At 59.4% G+C, this 18919-nt stretch carries 18 protein-coding genes; 10 read left to right on the top strand and 8 right to left on the bottom strand.

Annotation, left to right across the window (positions count from 1 at the left end):
- Positions 1–204: 204 nt before the first annotated feature.
- Both KJP28_RS14575 and KJP28_RS14570 read right to left on the bottom strand, forming a co-directional pair.
- Positions 205–846 (bottom strand): N-acyl amino acid synthase FeeM domain-containing protein, encoded by a 642-nt coding sequence (locus tag KJP28_RS14575; RefSeq protein WP_255552404.1) that lies wholly within the window; start codon positions 844–846, stop codon positions 205–207.
- Positions 847–920: 74 nt separating this feature from the next.
- Complete coding sequence (locus tag KJP28_RS14570) at positions 921–1712, bottom strand: class I SAM-dependent methyltransferase (RefSeq protein WP_218393343.1); 792 nt, start codon at positions 1710–1712, stop codon at positions 921–923.
- A 515-nt stretch (positions 1713–2227) separates the two neighbouring features.
- Here KJP28_RS14570 and KJP28_RS14565 point away from each other — a divergent pair.
- On the top strand, positions 2228–3352 hold the full coding sequence (locus KJP28_RS14565; protein ID WP_218393342.1) for a response regulator: 1125 nt from the start codon (positions 2228–2230) through the stop codon (positions 3350–3352).
- Between the two features lie 48 nt (positions 3353–3400).
- Here KJP28_RS14565 and KJP28_RS14560 read toward each other — a convergent pair whose 3' ends face one another.
- Positions 3401–4042, bottom strand: coding sequence for a TetR/AcrR family transcriptional regulator (locus KJP28_RS14560; RefSeq protein WP_218393341.1), 642 nt, complete (start codon positions 4040–4042; stop codon positions 3401–3403).
- 269 nt (positions 4043–4311) lie between these two features.
- On the opposite strand from KJP28_RS14560, the gene KJP28_RS14555 reads away from it, so the two are divergent.
- The 3 genes from KJP28_RS14555 to aroE all read left to right on the top strand — a co-directional run bounded on the left by KJP28_RS14555 (position 4312) and on the right by aroE (position 6637).
- Positions 4312–5295 (top strand): DUF2793 domain-containing protein, encoded by a 984-nt coding sequence (locus tag KJP28_RS14555; RefSeq protein WP_218393340.1) that lies wholly within the window; start codon positions 4312–4314, stop codon positions 5293–5295.
- A 92-nt stretch (positions 5296–5387) separates the two neighbouring features.
- Positions 5388–5825 (top strand): type II 3-dehydroquinate dehydratase, encoded by a 438-nt coding sequence (gene aroQ, locus KJP28_RS14550; protein ID WP_218393339.1) that lies wholly within the window; start codon positions 5388–5390, stop codon positions 5823–5825.
- Positions 5822–6637: a shikimate dehydrogenase gene (aroE, locus tag KJP28_RS14545; protein ID WP_218393338.1), complete on the top strand. Its 816-nt coding sequence runs from the start codon at positions 5822–5824 to the stop codon at positions 6635–6637. The genes aroQ and aroE overlap by 4 nt, the downstream gene beginning before the upstream one ends.
- 90 nt (positions 6638–6727) lie before the next feature.
- On the opposite strand, the gene KJP28_RS14540 is transcribed toward aroE, so the two are convergent.
- The 3 genes from KJP28_RS14540 to KJP28_RS14530 are packed head-to-tail and all read right to left on the bottom strand — an operon-like array spanning position 6728 to position 9543.
- Positions 6728–7468, bottom strand: coding sequence for an SDR family NAD(P)-dependent oxidoreductase (locus KJP28_RS14540; protein WP_218393337.1), 741 nt, complete (start codon positions 7466–7468; stop codon positions 6728–6730).
- Between the two features lie 33 nt (positions 7469–7501).
- Positions 7502–8236, bottom strand: a complete 735-nt coding sequence (locus KJP28_RS14535) for a DUF1365 domain-containing protein (protein WP_255552403.1) — start codon at positions 8234–8236, stop codon at positions 7502–7504.
- A gap of 14 nt (positions 8237–8250) precedes the next feature.
- The gene (locus KJP28_RS14530; RefSeq protein WP_218393335.1) at positions 8251–9543 is read right to left on the bottom strand and encodes an NAD(P)/FAD-dependent oxidoreductase; all 1293 of its coding nucleotides are present in this window, start codon (positions 9541–9543) and stop codon (positions 8251–8253) included.
- Positions 9544–9705: 162 nt separating this feature from the next.
- Between KJP28_RS14530 and KJP28_RS14525 the strand changes: the two genes are divergently transcribed.
- The 6 genes from KJP28_RS14525 to KJP28_RS14500 all read left to right on the top strand — a co-directional run bounded on the left by KJP28_RS14525 (position 9706) and on the right by KJP28_RS14500 (position 16633).
- Positions 9706–10299: a sigma-70 family RNA polymerase sigma factor gene (locus KJP28_RS14525; RefSeq protein WP_418887934.1), complete on the top strand. Its 594-nt coding sequence runs from the start codon at positions 9706–9708 to the stop codon at positions 10297–10299.
- Between the two features lie 4 nt (positions 10300–10303).
- Positions 10304–10945 (top strand): ChrR family anti-sigma-E factor, encoded by a 642-nt coding sequence (locus KJP28_RS14520; protein ID WP_218393334.1) that lies wholly within the window; start codon positions 10304–10306, stop codon positions 10943–10945.
- A gap of 206 nt (positions 10946–11151) precedes the next feature.
- Positions 11152–12237, top strand: coding sequence for a TRAP transporter substrate-binding protein (locus tag KJP28_RS14515; RefSeq protein WP_218393333.1), 1086 nt, complete (start codon positions 11152–11154; stop codon positions 12235–12237).
- Between the two features lie 104 nt (positions 12238–12341).
- On the top strand, positions 12342–13340 hold the full coding sequence (locus KJP28_RS14510) for a TRAP transporter small permease subunit (protein ID WP_218393332.1): 999 nt from the start codon (positions 12342–12344) through the stop codon (positions 13338–13340).
- A gap of 12 nt (positions 13341–13352) precedes the next feature.
- Positions 13353–16004, top strand: coding sequence for a TRAP transporter large permease (locus KJP28_RS14505; protein ID WP_218393331.1), 2652 nt, complete (start codon positions 13353–13355; stop codon positions 16002–16004).
- 92 nt (positions 16005–16096) lie between these two features.
- Positions 16097–16633: an AAA family ATPase gene (locus KJP28_RS14500; protein ID WP_218393330.1), complete on the top strand. Its 537-nt coding sequence runs from the start codon at positions 16097–16099 to the stop codon at positions 16631–16633.
- A gap of 7 nt (positions 16634–16640) precedes the next feature.
- Here the strand turns inward: KJP28_RS14500 and arsJ are convergent, their stop codons facing one another.
- Complete coding sequence (arsJ, locus tag KJP28_RS14495) at positions 16641–17891, bottom strand: organoarsenical effux MFS transporter ArsJ (RefSeq protein ID WP_218393329.1); 1251 nt, start codon at positions 17889–17891, stop codon at positions 16641–16643.
- 22 nt (positions 17892–17913) lie between these two features.
- Positions 17914–18912: an ArsJ-associated glyceraldehyde-3-phosphate dehydrogenase gene (locus KJP28_RS14490; RefSeq protein ID WP_218393328.1), complete on the bottom strand. Its 999-nt coding sequence runs from the start codon at positions 18910–18912 to the stop codon at positions 17914–17916.
- Positions 18913–18919: the final 7 nt, after the last annotated feature.

Raw genomic sequence — 18919 nt, 5'->3', positions numbered from 1 at the left:
CCTCTTTCCAAACTCCCGCTACCGGGCACGTTACACATGAATTTTGGTAGAAATCGGACGGTTTTCGGGCAAATCGCCCTTTCGGCGTGTATTTCGAAGGTCGTCAGGACGTGCACACGCATGAAGGCACGATAAACATTTCATCAATCTGCGGCCTAAAAACGAGGCCGCGGTCGTCATTTACGGTACTTGCCAGCGGCGCGACTAGGCGGCGCGAAAAGAGTTCCGGCCCGATGCAACGTAGGATTCGCGTAGTCTAGGAAAATTGATCTCGGACTGCGGAATAGACTCTATCTTGCCGAAAAACGGATATCTGTGAAGGACTTCGTCACGGTGCTCTTTCACCTTCGCGGTCAAGAGGCAAACGGGCTTTTTCAATCCCGGATACTGGCGGGGAGGTGCATAGACCTCATACCCCAGGTAACGAAGATAGAACGCGGAATGCTCTGTACGCACCGGTGCGAGGGCAACGTCCACGTCGTAAAACGACGTCGCGAGGAACGGAATACGCAGTGCCAAGAAGTGGAGAGGCAGCCGCGCCTTCCGCGCCTCCGGGTTCACGACAAACCGGGTCGGATCGAGGAGCGTGTTGCCCGCGTCGACTGTTTCCATGATTTCCGGAAACACCTCAATCGTAGGCGCTTCCTTGTTCAGACGCGACACGAGGTGGAGACGGACGGCGGCCACAACCGTGTCGTCCATTTCAACCGCAACGTGCACGCAATTGTCACTCTCGTCGAAGGAATCCGACATGACCCGGTCTTCGTTTCGCGGAATCGAATTCTCGGCGCGATAGCACTCGTAGCGAAGCCGAAAGACCTTATCGAGGTCGTCACCGTTCGTCATGACGGTGTATCGGCAATGCTTAAGCGTTTCCAGAACCTGCTCGTACAATTCTCCAGCCCCCAATCGCTGCCCGTTCACATCGCAGCGCGACACAACAGCAGATCGCTGTAGTCGCGGTAGACGGATTTCTGTTTTATGATTTCGAACCCTGCATTCTCGACCGAAGCTGCAAGCTCTGCTCCGGTGTGCGTCCAATACAGGCCGTTTTTCTGCGCTTCGAAAATCGCTTTGTTCTGCTTCGCGATTTCCCGACCCTGCCAGAACACTTTCAGTGCTTTGATGAGGCCGTATTCCCTGGTCAGGTGGGAAAACAAGTACGATCGCCAATCCGTCACGTTCATGGTTCGCCCTAGATCCACAAGGAACATAAGGCCGCCAGGCTCAAGAAAATCACGCAGGTTTTTCAACCGTTCCGTTTGATCCGGCATGGAATACAGCGAGTGAACGCAGATTATGGTATCCGCTTTGACCGAAATTTCGGCGTCTTCCAGACCGGTACCAACATACGTGATGTTGTCGAAACCAGACAGCTTCTCCTGGGCACGCATTCTCATACCCTGGTCGGGTTCGATCAGGTAAATGGCGCTTTCGGGGAACTTCTGAGCGGCCAGGAGCGAGTATGTCCCGGTGCCACCGCCAACGTCGAAAATGACGCGCGGCGGCTCGATCCCGGAAAGGAATTCATCGCATTCCTTCACGAGCTCCTGATACGCCGGATTGTAGTCGGCGAGCAGGTCGTACGACGTTGCGTAGGCCGTCCAGTCCGCAGTCTGCTTCGCAATTCGAGACGCGTCATTCTGGTCGGTATTTTCCCGACGATCGGCCTTCAGGGACCAAGAATTTCCAGATTGAACGCGCGACGCCATCAGAGTCGACTCCCGATTTTACGTTCTCGCGGCAAGCAGGCACAAGAATCATTCAGACAACTCTGAGGTTACATTGGAAAAGTGCATTTACAAGGAAATATGTCAACAATTTGGCCGATTTGGCGGGATTGTTTCCTAAATCGCTCTAGTCCGTGGTGATGTGCGAAAATGGGTTCGGTTGGGAAAAAATTTTCCCGAGCGAGGCGTTCTCTTAACCCGAAGAACACGCCATATCTGTCCAGGCCGCAGTGTGATCCAGCGCAGGAACACACAAGGAAATAAGGCCTATCGCGCAGTTACCAAAGACATCACGGGCGAAACCGCTTGGAAAAATTATCGTAGTGACTCGCAAACCACGCAACCCATCGAACCGCATATCACTTTGTATAGTTAACCGCTGGTAAAGGCCACAAAGATGACCGACGGCTGCCTCATTTCTGGTCGAAAACGCAACGAGTAACCTACACGGGAAAAACGCGCACAGAAGTGCGTCGAGACTTTGAATTGGAGTTGAAATGAGAGTCCTAGTCATCGATGACGATCCAACAATCCTCGATATCGTTGTTCAGTACCTGGATTTCTCAACGAAGCACGAAGTAAATGCCGTGCCTTCGGCAAAGGCGGCGCTCGAGGCCATTTCGGACGCAGAAGAACCTTTCGAGTGCTTCCTTTGCGATATTCAAATGCCCGAAGTGGACGGGATATCGCTCGTCAAATTGATCCGCCAAAGCCCCGGTCACAAACAGACGCCGATCATCATGCTGACGGCGATGCACGCGAAGCAGGATCTCGACCGCGCATTCCACGCGGGCGCTACCGATTACGTGACAAAACCATTCGACTGCGTGGACCTTCCGCCGAGAATGCAGGCGGCTCAGAAGCTTTCGCTGGAGAAGTCCCGAAACGAACATCGGACCTACAAAGCCGGTGAGCTGGTGGGCATGGGCGGAGAGCTGAAGGAGATCATGCTCAACGATCCGATAACGCTCCCAGGCATTGAATCCGCGCTCGAATACAGCGAGTTCGAGAATTATCTGCGAGAGTTACTGCGTCGTCGCACGGCCCGGCTGACGACTGTCGCCGTGAAAATCGGATCGGTTGACCATCTGTATGCCGAGTACACATCCGAACAATTCAAGCTGATGCTCGGCGCAACCGCCGCGGCGGTGCAGGATACCCTGCTTGCCGACGGAGGTGTGCTTTCGTATCGCGGCAATGGCACCTTCCTGTGCATCCCGGAAAAAGGCCAGACGCTGCGGCACCGCAATCAGGAAACGGAATTAAACAAACGCCTGCGGAGCGTGTTTTCGTCCGGAGACGAGGTCCCCGTTCAATTGCATATCGGCGAGCAGGTGCTCTTGCCCAAGCATTCCGAGGCGGAAGCCATGACTTCGCTTGCCCGCGCGGTGGAGAATGCCGAAGCTCGAAACGGCGATGTCAGCAATGCCTTTCTGACCAATTTCTTCAACGTTCCGCGGCTCTTCTTTGGAGGACGCCGGGTGGGTCAGGAACAAAAGCACCTTGAGAAACGGTCCTACGAAGCGCTCTTGAACGATACCATCAAAGAAACCGGGAACGATGTCTGGCTTCAGGGTCTTCTGCGGCGCGACAAAGTTTCGGACAACGGGCAAAGCCACTAGGATTCCAACAAGACCCCTAGCCTCAGGCGGCGTGAGGACGTCGACACCTCACGCCTTTAGGTAACGCAACACGCTCTCGATAATCGCCGTCCGCATCGCGTGCTGACCGTCTTCGGTGAACACGGAAGCTCCGAACTTCGCCGCGAAGCTGGGTTGATTGGACACGTTGTAGAAACTCTGCGCCTGAATTTGCCAGAACAGGAGAAGCGGATCGACATCGGAGCGGAAAACGCCTTGATCCTGTCCACGGCGGACGGCACGTTGCAGCCGGTCAACCACGGACATCACCATGTCTGATATGTACGCCGACTTCTGGACGAACTGGGCATGATGCATGTTCTCGTTCATGACCATTCTCACCAATTCGGGATTGGCGCGATAGAAATCGAACATGTAGCCGGCGATTTCCCTGACGGCCGCATCAGGCGCCAGGCCCTCAATGTCGATGGCGTCCATTCCATCACGCGCAAGGGCGTAGGCGGCTTCGATCGAGGCGATGTAGAGACCTTCCTTGTCGCCGAAATAATAGTAGATCATCCTCTTGGATGTCTTGGTTTTCTCGGCAATCTCGTCGATCCGTGCACCCGCGAGGCCGAACTCCGCGAACTCGTGCATGGCGACCGACAGGATATCGTGCTTCACACCTTCGGCGTCTTGTTTCCAAGTCTTTCGTAGTCTTTCGTCTTTCATCTGCACGCTGCTCGCTCTCTTTTTTCCCGCCCTCTTGTGGAAAGAGTTAGCAGGTGGAGTCAGGTCTGCAAGGCAGTTTTTCCTTACTGTCTATCGAATTATTTATTATGATCAATAGCTTAACTTTGGCTTGCCCGAACTGCCTCGCAAGCCGAAGTGGCCTTTATTAACAAATGGTTAACGGGGCTATGTGAAAGGAACGGTTCGTTTACCATTCGCAATGCGGGGGCGTGTATCCACCATGAAAACTCTTCATTGCGAGATCCAATATGCCCCAGTCGTCGCCCAGACTAACGCTTCCGTTCATCCAGCCTGCCCAAGCGCAAAAGCATGTCACGCATAATGAGGCGCTGCGTCGGCTCGACATCATCGTGCAGCTTTCGGTCACCGCGTTCGACGCCGTCACGCCTCCCGCTAACCCCGATGACGGTGAGAGCCATGCGATCGGTGCCTCAGCCACCGACGCGTGGGCCGGTCATGACGGTGATGTCGCCTTCTGGTTCGACAGCGCATGGCATTTCGTGACGCCGTCCGCCGGGTGGCTCGCGGTAGAGGCCGGCTCGACGGATGTGATGGTGCACGATGGGTCCGGCTGGGTCGCGGCATCGACGAGCGTGGACTTCGACAACCTTCCCGGTGTCGGGGTCAATACGACCTCCGACGCGACAAATCGGCTTTCAGTGAGCGCTCCAGCCACGCTTCTTACCCACGAAGGTGCCGGGCATCAGCTCAAGATCAACAAGTCGTCTGCCAGCGATACCGCGTCGCTTCTGTTTCAATCCGACTGGTCCGGACGCGCGGAAATCGGGCTTGCCGGCACCGACGCCTTTTCCGTCAAGCTCAGCGCTGATGGCGTGAATTGGGAAGAAGCCCTGTCGCTGGCTGCGGGGAGTGGCATCGTGACGACCGCCAACATGGTTGGTGTGGTGGCCGCCACCCCCGGCCCCGGGAACGCGGTGATCGAAACCGGGGATGGCGCAAACGGCAGCTACACGAAATTCGCGGACGGCACGCTGATTTGCCAGATCGAAGCCTTCACCACCGCGGACGGCGCTGCCGCGACATGGACCCTGCCCGAAACCTTCGCGAGCGCCGCTTACTCGGTCGCCGCCACAGTGCTGGGTGCAACGCCTGGCGTGATTACGATTTCGTCCCAAAGTGCTACGGACGTCGAGATCGTGAGTTTCGACCTCTCCGGGTCTGACAGTGTGACGCCGGACGTCTCGTTGCTCGCCGTTGGCCGCTGGCTCTGACCGAAACGCCACGGCGCGGCGGAAATCGCGCCGGGCCGACTGTGACAAGGCCAAAAAGCCGTGTAGGACGACCGAAAAGAAGGGCGAAGCACATGGCCAAGACGATCCATATCCTGAACGGTCCCAATTTGAACCTGCTGGGCAAACGGCAGCCGGAGATTTACGGCGCCGACACGCTTGCCGATGTCGAGGCCACCTGTGCCAAGCTCGGACGTGAGCTTGGGCTGGAGGTGGCGCTGTCTCAGTCGAACCACGAAGGCGAAATCGTCGAGATGATCCACGCCGCACGGGAAAAGGTGGAGGGCATCATCATCAACCCTGCCGCTTACACGCATACCTCTGTTGCTATCCTCGACGCACTGAACACGTTCGAGGGTCCGGTGATCGAGGTGCATATTTCGAACGTCCACAGGCGCGAGAGCTTCCGCCATCATTCTTACGTCTCGCTCCGGGCGGACGGTGTGATCGCGGGACTTGGGGTCGAAGGCTACCAACTCGCGCTTCGCAGGATGGCGACGCTTCTCGCATGACGGCCCGCTACGCTGTGCTTGGCAATCCATTGAGCCACACGAAATCGCCCTTCATCCACAACGCGTTCGCCAGACAGTTCCACGACGACTTGACCTATGACGCGATAGAGACCGGGCTCGACGGGTTCGCTGACGCGGTCCACGCATTCCGGGAGGCAGGGGGGCTCGGAGTCAACGTGACAGTGCCGTTCAAGGTCGAAGCGTTCGAACTCGCCGACACCGCGCGCGATGCGGCCGCGATCTGCGGCGCCTCGAATTGCCTGAAATTCGTGGGCGATGAGATCGTGGCCGAAAATTTCGACGGTGTCGGGCTCGTGCGCGACATCTCGGCCAATCTCGGTCATGATCTGACCGGCAAACGCATTTTTTTTGCGGGGGCTGGCGGCGCAACACGTGGCGCGGTCGCCCCATTTCTTGCCGCGGGCGCGATGAGCGTGACCATCGCCAACCGTACCGTCGCGAAAGGCCGCGACATCGTCAAACGCCTTGGAGACCGTGGTGAGATCCACGCGATCGGCTACGATGAGGTTACGCGTGGATACGACATCGTGGTGAACTCGACCACAACCAGTCTGACGGGCAAGAAACCGCCTCTGCCTATGTCGGTTTTCGAAGACGCCGCGCTTGCCTACGATCTGGTCTACGGCAAGGGGCTGACCCCCTTTCTTGAAGACGCGCAAGCGAGTGGTGTCGGTATCGCGGATGGTGTCGGCATGTTGGTGGAACAGGCGGCCGAAGCGTATCTCTGGTGGCGTGGTAAGCGGCCCGATACGGCGCCTGTGATCGCCGAGATGACCATCCCGCTCACCTGATCCGCTTCATCGTTTCAAAAATACTTCGGGGAGGTCTAGAGGGGCAGCGCCCCTCCAGCGTCGCGACGCGTGCCACGCACGCGGCGCAAATCAGACAAGTCCTTTGAAGAACCCTTGGAACCACGAAAGCGGCAGGTGCTGTCCGACGGTGAACAGCCACGAAAACGGTCGCGGAAAGCTGTAGGAAAAGCGCCGCGAGTCGATCGCACGCATGACGTGATTCGCGGCGGCTTCGGGCGACATGAGCTGCGGCATATCGAACTCGTTTTTCTCGGTCAGGCGTGTCTCGATGAAACCGGGGTTCATCCTCTGCACGAGGATGTCGGTCTTCGACAGGTCGATACGCAGGTTTTCCGCGGTATGCATCACAGCGGCTTTCGATAGCCCATACCCAACCGCGCCGGGCAGGCCGCGGAACCCCGAGAGAGATCCGATAAGCGCGATGTGGCCACGATTGGCTTCGACGAACTTCGGTACGACCTCGCCCAGGATGTTGAGGCAGCCCGTGATGTTCGTATTCACCATCAGACGCGCAGCATCACCGTTCCATTCTGTCGCCTTCATCGGCTCATAGGCACCGACGGAATAGACGATCCCGTCGAAATCACCCGCCTGTTTGGCAGCATGAGAAACTGAATCCGGGTCGGTGACATCCACCATCACCGCCTTTGCATCGCGTAATTCACCCACAAGGTCTTTCAGGCGATCTTCTGACCGGGCCGACACAACGAGCGACGCGCCACGTTTGTCGAGCGCATGTGCAAGTGCGCGCCCCAACCCTTCGGATGCGCCGATGATCCAGTATCGTTTGGCGGGAAGTTCCTTGGACATGTAGCAATAACGCAGGCCCGAGGGGCCTGTTCCCTAGCTGATTTCCTCGGCAGGCGGGGCTGGCCTCTTGCGAAACACTGCGCCTTTTGCCGTGAGTTTGGCGGCCTGCCACAGGATCAACGCCATGACCCTGAGAGCGCCGGCCGGGCGGCGCAGCGCGGCCCCTGCGAAACGTGGATAGGTCAACGGGGCAAGCGGGCCCGTGAGGGTCGCGGTCAACCCCTTGTTGCCGTCGATAAGGTCGATGGTAATGGCAATCCTGTCTTCGCTCATCGCGAAACGGAACCGATAGTCGCCCGAGATTTCCTGAAACGGCGAGACGTGGAACACCTTTTGCGAGGTCAGGTGATCGGATGGCAGGATTGGTTCGAAACCGGGCTTTGCGCATAGGTAGGAATGCCGGTCGCCCATCGTGTTGTTCACCTCCGCGATCACAGCGATGAGGTCGCCGTCGCGGCGGGCGAGCCAGAACGCGACCGGGTTAAACCAGAAACCGAGGAACCGGGGCTGGGCGAGCAGCAGGATCTCGACACCGTCGAGTTCAAGTCCGGCATTGGTAAATACCGTCTGCGCCCATGCTACGCCGTCACCATCACCACGCGGACCGCCGTGATCACGGTCATGCAGGGCGAAGATGCCCCAGGAATTCCTCGAGAACAGCGGCGGCAGATCCGCCGTTTCATTCGGATCGATCAATAGGTAGTCGACCCCGTAGGTAAAGGCGTTTCGGACGGACCCCTTACGGACATGGGTCGTTGACCCGCGCATATGTCTGTGTCCCGTCATTCCGCTGCGACCAACATGTTTGCGGGCGACAGTGCATCGGCGATCGCCACGCCTGAGGCGAAGCCGTCCTCGTGGAAACCGTAGCGTGTGTACGCGCCGGCGAACCACGTATTGTTCTCGCCTTGCATCTCGCGCAGGGCGTGCTGGGCACGCAGGGCAGCACGGTCGAAGACAGGGTGGCGGAAATTGGCGCGGTCGTAGATCAAGTCTTCCCGGATCGACTCGGCGGGGTTGAGCGTGATGAAGAGCGGGTCGTCTTCGGGAATGTTCTGAAGCCGGTTCATCCAATACGTGACGCCGATTTGATCCCGCGCGGCACGCGTGTCGGCCTGATAGTTCCACGATGACCAGCACAGCTTGCGCCGTGGCATCTGCGTTACATCGGCGTGAAGGATCACTTCGTTGTCCTGGTAGTTCAGATTGCCGAGCGCGGCGCTTTCAGCAGAAGTAGGGTCTTTCAACAGCTTCAGCGCATCGTCGGAATGGGTCGCGAATATGACATGGTCGTAGATTTCCGGCGCTTGGCCGTAGGGCTTGACCTGCGCTGCACCGGCAAGTCGCGTCACGGCTTCTATCGGAGTCGCTGGCCGAAGATCCACGCCTTTTGCGCGCAGATTGTCGGTCAGACGCCGCACGTATTCGACCGAGCCTCCGTCAATCGTCATCCACTGGTGCTGCTGCCACCCCAGAAGCGCGTGGTTGCGAAAGAAATTGACGAGGCTCTTGGCCGGGAATCCCCGGATTTCGTCCGTGGAGGTCGACCAGATCGCGCCGCACATCGGCATGAGGTAGTAGCGCTCGAACCACTGGCCCAAACGCATCTTGTCGACCAGATCCGCGATGGTCATGTCATCGTCGTCGGCATGAGCCTCGGCTTCGGCGTTGAACTTCGTCAGGTCGCGGATCATCTTGACGAAGCGCGGGCGGGCGATGTTGCGCCGCTGACCGAAAATCGCGTTCAGGGACTGCAGGGAGTATTCCATTGCGCCACCGTCGACGGTCGCCCCGAAGCTCATGTTCGATTTCGCCACTGGCACATCGAGTGCGTCGAGCATCCGGGTGAAGTGCGGATAGGTTTCGTAGTTGAACACGATGAACCCGGTGTCGACCGGCTGATCCCCGTTCCGGCCGGCCATCTTGGTCCGCGCATGACCGCCGAGGCGCGGTTCGGCCTCGAAGAGCGTCACGTCATGGGTGGCGCCCAACGTGTAAGCAGCGGCAAGACCGGACACGCCTCCGCCGATGATGGCAATGCGTTGGGTCCGTGTCAGGGGGGCATCGAAAGACATACTCGTCATATCCTCTTGGTTTTCCGTTCGATTACGTGTCGGGAAAAAATACGGATCACTACTGATCCAAGTTTCAACGCGGCGCGTAATCGGGTTATGTTGAGGCTAAGTGACGACCTGATTGCCGAGGAACCAAGCACGCGATGCGTGCGTCCCGTTGGCATGGAGACAGTTGAGAAAGCCCGGCACGTGGCAACGAAAGCGGATCAAAAAGCCTATTCCGAGCAAACGCTCTGGATGCTTGCGATCAGGGACAACCGCGACAAGCGCGCCTTCGGGTTGTTGTTCGATCATTTCGCACCACGGCTGAAGGGTTTTGTCATTCGCGCGGGTGCCCCGGCCGGACAGGCCGAGGACATCGTGCAGGACGTCATGCTTTCGGTCTGGCGCAAAGCGCACCTATACGATCCCGAGCGGGCGCAGGTCTCCAGTTGGATCTATCAGGTCGCCCGCAATCGCCAGATCGACATCATCCGCAAGGAGGGCCGTCCTATGCCGGAGGCGCTCAAGGCGGAAGCGGAAGAGACCGAGCCCGATGCGGGTCAGGTTCTTGCGTTGGAGCAGGAAACCGATGTGCTGCGCGATGCGCTCGACCGGCTGAACCCTGACCAGCGCGACATGATCGAGAAGGCATACCTTGGTGAGCTGACTCATAGTGATATCGCCGAGGCGACGGGCCTGCCTCTCGGGACGATCAAATCCCGGATACGGCTGGGTCTGGAACGGCTGAGGCATGAATTGAAGGATCTGAGGTAGAGAGATGAGCGAACAGATCTCGCACCATATCCCGGATGCAATCATGGCGGCTTATGTCGCCGGAAACCTGCCGCGGCCCTTCGCGCTGGTGGTGGCGAGCCATGTTTCCATGTGTGACGAATGCCGGGCCAATCTGCTGGCGCATCAGGCGGCAGGAGGCGCGGTGCTCGAAGGCATGGCAGAAGAAAAGCTGTCCGGTGGTATGCGCGACCGCGTGATGGGTGCGTTGGACGATGCGATCGACGTGGAACCCGAGCCGGCGTCGCGACAGGGCATCTACCCCGGCCCGGTCGTCGATGCGCTTTCCGGGAAACCCCCGAAGTGGAAGAAGCTCGGCGGTGGCGTGCGTCAGTGCATTCTGGACATGGGCAACGAAGGGTCTGCGCGGTTGCTCTATATCCCCGCTGGCCGGCCGGTGCCTGAGCACAGCCATGGCGGGCTGGAGCTGACAATGGTGCTGCAGGGCGGGTTCTCTGACTCGACAGGTCATTTCGATGTCGGCGATGTCGAGGTCGCGACCGACGATCTTGAACACGTACCCATGGCAGACGAAGGCGAAGATTGCATCTGCCTTGCCGCCACGGACGCGCCGCTTCGGTTCAGTGCGTTTGTCCCGCGAATCCTGCAGCCATTCTTCGCGATCTAACATCGCGCTTTAGACGGAAACCGGCGGCACTACGTAAATTCCCGTAGTGCCGCCACTTTTTTGGCCCGTTGACGCGAATTTAACCGGCTGGTCCGACTGAAACCGTTTGAAATCCCTCTTCTACTGGCTAGGGTGTGGCAGGCTGCGCGCTGGGAGGTGCGCACCCAATAAAACACATGACTGACGTCATACGGAGGAGGATACTCATGGAACGTCGTAAGTTTCTGAAAGGTGCCGCACTCGGCGCCGCCGGTACCGCACTGGCTGCCCCGGCGGTTGCGCAGGGTGCAAAGACCATGACCATCGTGTCGACCTGGCCGCGGGACTTCCCCGGTCTCGGTGTATCGGCACAGCGTCTGGCCGACCGCATCACCGAGTTGTCGGAAGGTGCCATTCAGACCGAGTACTTCGCAGCGGGTGAGCGCGTGGGCGCGCTCGACGTGTTCGACGAAGTCGCGAGCGGAAACTCGCAAGCCTATATCGGCGCCGACTATTACTGGACGGGCAAACACCCGGCCCTGGCCTACTTCACCGCAGTGCCGTTCGGCATGACGTTCGCCGAGATCAACGCCTGGTGCCTCTACGGTGAAGGCCGTGCGCTTTGGGACGAAGTGCAGGACGAATTCGGTCTCTACGGCCTGCCGGCCGGCAACACCGGCACGCAAGCCGGCGGTTGGTTCAACAAGGAAATCGAAAGCGCTGACGACCTCAAGGGTCTGAAAATGCGTATTCCGGGCCTTGGTGGTCAGGTTCTGTCGAAACTCGGCGCGTCGACCGTGTCGCTTCCGGGTGGTCAGATCTACGAAAACCTCGTCTCCGGTTCGATCGAAGCGACGGAGTGGGTCGGTCCCTACAACGACTACTTCATGAAGTTCTACGAGGCCGCGAAGTTCTATTACACCGGTGGTATGCATGAGCCGGGCGCGCAGCTTTCGCTCACGTCGAACAAGTCGTGGTGGTCGGGTCTTTCCGACACGGAGCGTGCTGTCATCACCGCGGCAGCGCTCGAAGAGAACGCCAACAGCTACTACGAAGCGACCGCTCTGAACGGCGAATACCTCAACAAACTGCAGGAGGAGCAGGGCGTCGAGGTCAAATCGTTCAACGAGGACGTGTGGGACGCGATGGGCGAAGCCGCGGCGGAAGTGTTCGAGGAAACAGCAGCACATTCCGACCTGGCCGCGCGCGTCAACGACAGCGCCCAGGCCGCCATGCGCGAGTATGGTCGTGGCCTTGCCCTGTTCGAAGGGCAACTGGTGGCCAACCGGAACCGGATTCTCGGTATCGAGTAATCACTTTGTGCATCTGAGCGAAAAAATGAAAAGCGGGGCTTCTGTCCCGCTTTTTTTCTGATAAACGAGCGCGCATTCACGCAATAATTGCGATGGGAGGGGCAATGACCGAGGTCTTCGATCACACAGAGATTCCGCGCCACGGAAAGCCGGCGGTTCTGCCACGTCTTTTCGGGTGGATCAGTCTGACGGTGCTGGCGGCACTTCTGCTGAACAACATCCTCGTCGTCTATCTCGACTGGCCCGGGATAAAAGCCTTGGGCACAGGAGGCGGGACACTCCCCTACGTCCACCTTGCGATTTACGCTGTCGCGGTCGCGGTTGGGGCCGCTTTCGTTCTCATGACGCAGGATCGGTCGTTGCGCTGGGACGCGCTGCAAATCCACAAGTTCAACACCTACCTGATCCGTGCTTTGTTCTGGACGGTGTTCCTCGTGGGCGTTTTCGACGCAGCCATCGCCTTCATGCGGACCGAAGACTTCATCGAGCCTCTTCTCGGTCAGGATCTCGCGCGGAACCTCGCGCGTGCGAACTGGGTCGGGCCTTGGGTCCATGGTCCCCTCGTGATCGTCGCCTTCGTCATTGCGCTGTTCACCCGCACGCTGGGCTTCGTCTGGCTTGCGTTGTTGATCGTTGCCGCCGAGCTTCTGATCGTGATTTCGCGTTTCGTGTTCTCGTATGAGCAAGCGTTGATGGGCGACCTGGTGCGTTACTGGTACGCCGCGCTGTTCCTGTTTGCCTCGGCTTATACGCTGTTCGACGAGGGCCACGTGCGGGTCGACGTGCTCTATGCCGGGTTCGGGCGCACAAAGCGCGGCTTCATTAACGCGATCGGCACGATCCTATTGGGCATGTCGACGACCTGGGTCATCCTGTTCATCGGTCTGAACGGGCCGCAGTCGATCATCAATGCACCGCTCGCCAACTACGAGGTGAGCCAGGCCGGGCCTTACGGCATGTATGTGAAGTATCAGATGGCAGCATTCATCGGCCTGTTCGCGATCACCATGCTGATCGAATTCGTCAGCTACTTCTTCGACGCAGTTGCTGACAAACGGGACGAACCCGGCCACCGCGAACCGGCTCAGGCCGCGGCGCATTAAGGAGAACGCTTCATGGAACTCTTCTTCCTTCTTCTCCTCGTCGTCATAATGGCGACCGCGCTCGGCTCGGGTTATCCGGTCGCGTTCGCGCTTCCGGGTGCCGCGATCATCTCAATCGGGCTCGCCGCGCTCGCGGGCTATGCGTTCGAGGGTAACACCGACGCCTATTTCCACTCCGGCGGACCGCAGCAATGGCTGACGGCGGGGGTGACCAACCTCCGAGGGGTCTATTGGGAGGTCGAGAGGGATACGCTCATCGCCATCCCGCTCTTCATCTTCATGGGCATCATGCTCCAGCGGTCCAAGATTGCGGAAGACCTGCTGGTCACCATGGCGCAATTGTTCGGCCCGGTGCCGGGCGGTCTTGGCATTTCGGTGGTGTTCGTCGGCGCACTTCTGGCGGCGACCACCGGCATCGTCGGCGCGACGGTTGTTGCCATGGGGATGATTTCGCTTCCCGCCATGCTCCGCTCGAACTATTCGCAATCGCTGGCCACCGGCACAATCGCGGCCTCGGGCACATTGGGGCAGATCATTCCGCCTTCGATCGTACTCATCATTCTGGCGGACCAGTTGGCCAGTGCCGCCGACCAAGCCTCAACCTTGCGTAAGTCGTTGCACAAAGACGCGACCGGCGAGCTTTCGATGCCGTCGATCTTCGACGTATCCGGCACATCGGCTGGCGAAATGTTCCTTGGTGCGTTGATCCCCGGCCTTGTGCTGGTCGGGATCTACATGATCTATATTCTCGTCTATGCCATCCTGAAGCCGAAAGCTGCACCTGCGGTGCATGACAAGGATCAGAAATTCAACCTCGCCTTCTGGGGCCGGGTTACTCTGACGCTGGTTCCGCCTCTCGCTCTCATCTTTCTCGTGCTGGGTTCGATCATCGGCGGTATCGCGACGGTGAACCAAGCTGGCGCTATCGGGGCGGCGGGTGCGCTTATCATGGCGTCTTACCGACTGCCAACCGAAGGATCGCGCGGCCTGTTTCTTCCCGCCATCATCGCAATCGTCTCGCTCGTCGCCATCGGCTTCGCTCTGGCGAATTTCGAGATGAACGTGAAAGCCATGGACGAAAGCGCCGACAGCATCGGCATCGCCATCGGCGCGGTCGCCACCGTCGGCCTTCTGGTCGCGCTGATCATGTCGGCATTCCGGGCCATCCGCATCGACAACACGCTGCAACAGGTCATGCTGGAGACGGCGAAGACAACATCGCTTGTCTTCATCATCCTGCTCGGTGCTGCCATGCTGACCGCGGCATTCCGCGGGTTCGGCGGTGAAGAGCTGGTGCGCGAGTTCCTGAATGGCCTACCGGGCGGGTTCTGGACCCAGTTCGTGATCGTGATGGCGGTTATCTTCGTTCTTGGCTTCTTCCTCGATTTCATCGAGATCGCGGTGGTCGTCGTGCCAATCGTGGCGCCGATCCTGTTGTCTGATCCGGGCGCGAACGTCACCGCCGTGTGGCTTGGCGTGATGATCGGCCTGAACATGCAGACCTCGTTCCTGACGCCACCGTTTGGGTTTGCACTATTCTACCTGCGCGGGGTCGCTCCGGCGGTCGTGAAGACGCTCCAGATCTATAAGGGCGTGATTCCGTTCATCGTGCTTCAGCTTGTCGCGCTGGGCATCGTCGGGCTTTACCCGCCGCTTGTGAACTATCTGCCGAACCGGGTGAGTTTCCTGTCCGAAACAGCGCCGCCACCACGCAATCCCAAGCTTCAGCTCTGTCTCGAGGATTACGTCGCCGATCGGCTGGCGTCGACCAGTGTCACGCAGGACGCGATCGAAACCGGACGGATGGTCGACCTCTCGGCTTTGCCTGAGGACCTTGCAGAGGACTTCACTTCCGGTCTGGACGCAGCGGACGAAGCGATCGCTCAGATCGAAGCAATTGCCGAAACGGACGCGGCAGTGAATGCGGCCGCGGGCGAATATCGGCCCCAGCTTACCCTCGTGCGCGGGCTTGAGAAGCAGATCCGCCGTTTGCGCGAAGAACGGGACGTGGCTGCGACCACTCTTTCACGGATCGGTGGAGACAGCGAACGGGCTCCGGCGCTGGAAGAGGAAATCGCGCATATCGACGAAGAGATCGCGACACTCGAAGCGCAGATTCCTGCGGATTGGGATGAGGTGCATGATCGCTTCGCGGAATTGACCTCTGCCGAAGACGCGGCCCGGAACCAGTATCGACGCGCGGCAGACGATGCCTATTCCGGCCCGGCGGAAGTCTATGCGGTCCTGGGTGACAATGCCGCATTCATGGCGTTGGAAGGGCCGCTGGCCGACGTCCGCAGTCTGATCGAAAACGGCCAAGGCGAGGCCGACGCCGCCGAGATCGAGAATGTCGAAGACTTGATCGGCGAAGTCGAAGGCGCGGGCGACGTGAAGTCGGCGCTGGCTTCGGCTCGCCGTGAAATCGACGAGGACGAGGTGGATCGAGAAGCGGCAGTGGCTGACTATGAGGAAGCTCTGGAAGAGTACGCCGCGCAGAAACAGTGGCGAATGGATGCGGAGGGCGCGCTGCCCGGCATCCGGACCTATGTTGAAGGTGTGAAGGGCACGTTCGGCATCCGCACGCAGGATCGCTTCACCCGCGCTCAGGCGCTTGCCATGGCCCGCTGCACGGCGAACCACCGCGATGTGTCGTTGAACTTCTGATCCCGTCCCACGGGGATCGGCCAAGACCGGCGCGGGCAACCCCCGCGCCGGTTTTCTTTTGACCTTTCACTCAGGTCAGGCATCATGCCGCCATGCTGATATTCATCAACGGATTCCCCGGAACGGGCAAACTCACGGTCGGCCAGGCGCTCATGGACAAACTGGGCGGTCGACTACTGGATGTTTACACGCAAATGAACCTGGCCTACGCGCTGACGGATTTCAAAAGCGATGCGTTTTACGACACCGTGCGCGCGGTCTGGGAAGTTGCGGACAAGCGGATCACCGAGCTTCCCGCCGAGGTCCCGCTTATCATGACCGACGCACTGCGCGAGGGCTCGGACTGGTCCGCCGAAGCGTGGGCGCGGGTTGAGCACATCGCCCAGACCCGTGGGCCGCTTTACGTGGTCCACCTGCACTGCGACCCGGACGAAAACGCGCGGCGGATCGGCTCTGCTGGACGCGAAGCGATGCGCCAGTCGCGCAAACGGGCGCTGGCGCTGCAGTATCACGAAGAGGGGCGCATCCTGATCGGGGATGACGCTGAACGTGTGCTGAAACTCGACACCACGGAACTGACCGCGGAGGAATGCGCCGAGGCGATTGCGGATTGGGTCGTCACGACGTGATCCCGCGTTAAAGAACCGCCTGAATGCGGCGCGCGGCAATCCAACTTGCGCCGGCCATTGCCCCAGCTGTGAGAAGGCAGAGCGCCAGACCGCCGATTTGGTAACTGATGCCGGACAACAACGTTCCGATCAGTCGCCCTGCTGCGTTCGACATGTAGTAGAACCCAACGTCCATCGTCACCCGCTCGGATTTCGTGAAGGCGAGGATGAGGTAGCTGTGGAGCGACGAGTTGATCGCGAAAACGAAGCCGAACGCGAGCAATACGACTATCGCAACCGGCAGTAGCCAGAACGCGTCGGGCCAGAGCGCCGCCATGCCCAGCGCGACCGGAATGAACGTCAGGATGCCGACCCATCGCACCGCAAGTCGGGTCGCTTCGCCCCCTTCATGCGCGGCGGGGCCAAGCAGTCTTGGGGCCGCCGCCTGCACCGCGCCATAGGCGATGATCCAGGCCGCCATGAAACCACCGACGATGAAGAACGCGCTGTCAGTGCCGATAAGCTCTTCGATCCGGCTGTGAAAGAAGATCGGGATACCGACGACGAACCATGTGTCGCGCGCGCCGAACAGGAACATTCTCGCAAGCGACAATCGGTTGATCTTCGGGTCTTTTGAGAGAACCTGGCTGAATTTGGCTGATTTAGAGCCTTTTGGCAGGCCTGACGGCATGAAGGCCATGACCGCAACAAGGATCAGAGCAAGCACACCTGCCATCGCAATCACGGACGCCTTGAACCCGATCAGCGCGAGTAGTCCAGCGCCGAGGAAGAAGCCCACCCCTTTGACCGCGTTCTTTGATCCAGTCAGTGCCGCGACCCAGCGAAACAGCCCGCCGTCCGCCGACGGTGCGAGCAGTTTGACAGCCGATTTCGAAGACATTTTGGCCAGATCCTTCGCCACGCCTGACAGCCCCTGGACCACCATGACGAAAGGTACCGACAGCGCGATGGCCCAGCCAGGATCGAGCCGCGACAGGGCGAGAAGTGCAACGACCTGAAGCCCAAGCCCGACATAGAGCGTGGTGGTCAGCCCAAAACGGGCTGCGATCCAGCCCGCAGAGAGGTTCGTGATCATCCCCGCGATCTCGTAGAGCAAGAAAAGCCAAGCCAGTGTAATCGGCGAGAACCCGAGGTGATGGAAATGCAGGAGCACCAGCATCCTGAGGGCGCCGTCGGTGAGCATGAACGCCCAATACGCGGCTGTCACCGCTATATAGGCGGCCAGCGGATTGTCAGCGCGTGTCGAATTGTCCGTCATGCTGCCTCCCCGGTGCGTCCAGTCAGAGCGAGGCGAGCACCATCCGCGTCACGTCCGCGAGACGGCAGGCATAGCCCCACTCGTTGTCATACCATGCATAGACCTTCACCTGCGTCCCGTTCACCACCATCGTCGAGAGCGCATCGACGATCGAGGACCGGCTGTCATTCGTGTAATCCGCCGAGACCAGGGGTCGCGTCTCGTACCCAAGGATGCCTTTGAGCGGGCCATTGGCGGCGGCTTCGAACAGGGCGTTCACTTCTTCCTCGGTGGTCTCGCGCTCGACCTCGAAGACGCAATCTGTGACCGAGGCATTGAGTAGCGGCACGCGCACGGCATGGCCATTGAGCCGCCCCGAGAGTTCCGGGAATATCTGCGTGATCGCTTTGGCCGAGCCGGTCGTCGTCGGGATCAACGAATTGAGCGCCGAGCGTGCACGGCGCAGGTCCTTGGCGGGCCGGTCGACGATGGTCTGGGTATTGGTCACGTCATGGATCGTGGTGATCGACCCGTGCTTGATGCCAAGCCCTTCGTGAATGACCTTGACCACGGGTGCGAGGCAGTTGGTCGTGCACGAGGCGGCGGTGACGAGGTCTTGATCCGAATAAAAGTCACTATTTACGCCAAAAACGACGTTGAGCGCGTTGTCTTCCTTTACCGGAGCTGAGACGACGACCTTCTTCACCCCAGCCGCATAGTAGGGTGCAAGCTTTTCGTTCGTCTTGAACGCACCGGTGCAGTCGATGACCAAGTCTATATTCTCGAGGGGCAAGTCTTCGAGCGTCCGGGAATGGGTCATTGCCATGCGATGCCCGTTGACCGACACAAAGCCCTCGCCATGTGCGAAATCGGCTGCCCAGCGCCCGTGCACAGTGTCGAATTCAAGGAGATGCGCGTGGATCTCGGGCGTTCCGACCGGGTCGTTCAAGAGCACGATCTCGGCATTGACGCCGTTGTCGATCAGCTCACGAAGAACGAGCTTGCCGATCCTTCCGATTCCGTTGATGGCGATGCGTGTCATTCGGCCC

The sequence above is a fragment of the Maritimibacter dapengensis genome (assembly GCF_019218265.1).
In the GTDB taxonomy this organism is placed as follows: Bacteria; Pseudomonadota; Alphaproteobacteria; order Rhodobacterales; family Rhodobacteraceae; genus Maritimibacter; species Maritimibacter dapengensis.
The sequence above is the reverse complement of the archived record's forward strand: the minus strand, read 5'-3'. Positions and strand labels throughout refer to the sequence as shown.

Coding starts and splice junctions, on each gene's coding strand:
- KJP28_RS14575 (WP_255552404.1), bottom strand. CDS start 846: ATGACGAACGGTGACGACCTCGATAAGGTCTTTCGGCTTCGCTACGAG.
- KJP28_RS14570 (WP_218393343.1), bottom strand. CDS start 1,712: ATGGCGTCGCGCGTTCAATCTGGAAATTCTTGGTCCCTGAAGGCCGAT.
- KJP28_RS14565 (WP_218393342.1), top strand. CDS start 2,228: ATGAGAGTCCTAGTCATCGATGACGATCCAACAATCCTCGATATCGTT.
- KJP28_RS14560 (WP_218393341.1), bottom strand. CDS start 4,042: ATGAAAGACGAAAGACTACGAAAGACTTGGAAACAAGACGCCGAAGGT.
- KJP28_RS14555 (WP_218393340.1), top strand. CDS start 4,312: ATGCCCCAGTCGTCGCCCAGACTAACGCTTCCGTTCATCCAGCCTGCC.
- aroQ (WP_218393339.1), top strand. CDS start 5,388: ATGGCCAAGACGATCCATATCCTGAACGGTCCCAATTTGAACCTGCTG.
- aroE (WP_218393338.1), top strand. CDS start 5,822: ATGACGGCCCGCTACGCTGTGCTTGGCAATCCATTGAGCCACACGAAA.
- KJP28_RS14540 (WP_218393337.1), bottom strand. CDS start 7,468: ATGTCCAAGGAACTTCCCGCCAAACGATACTGGATCATCGGCGCATCC.
- KJP28_RS14535 (WP_255552403.1), bottom strand. CDS start 8,236: ATGCGCGGGTCAACGACCCATGTCCGTAAGGGGTCCGTCCGAAACGCC.
- KJP28_RS14530 (WP_218393335.1), bottom strand. CDS start 9,543: ATGTCTTTCGATGCCCCCCTGACACGGACCCAACGCATTGCCATCATC.
- KJP28_RS14525 (WP_418887934.1), top strand. CDS start 9,706: ATGGAGACAGTTGAGAAAGCCCGGCACGTGGCAACGAAAGCGGATCAA.
- KJP28_RS14520 (WP_218393334.1), top strand. CDS start 10,304: ATGAGCGAACAGATCTCGCACCATATCCCGGATGCAATCATGGCGGCT.
- KJP28_RS14515 (WP_218393333.1), top strand. CDS start 11,152: ATGGAACGTCGTAAGTTTCTGAAAGGTGCCGCACTCGGCGCCGCCGGT.
- KJP28_RS14510 (WP_218393332.1), top strand. CDS start 12,342: ATGACCGAGGTCTTCGATCACACAGAGATTCCGCGCCACGGAAAGCCG.
- KJP28_RS14505 (WP_218393331.1), top strand. CDS start 13,353: ATGGAACTCTTCTTCCTTCTTCTCCTCGTCGTCATAATGGCGACCGCG.
- KJP28_RS14500 (WP_218393330.1), top strand. CDS start 16,097: ATGCTGATATTCATCAACGGATTCCCCGGAACGGGCAAACTCACGGTC.
- arsJ (WP_218393329.1), bottom strand. CDS start 17,891: ATGACGGACAATTCGACACGCGCTGACAATCCGCTGGCCGCCTATATA.
- KJP28_RS14490 (WP_218393328.1), bottom strand. CDS start 18,912: ATGACACGCATCGCCATCAACGGAATCGGAAGGATCGGCAAGCTCGTT.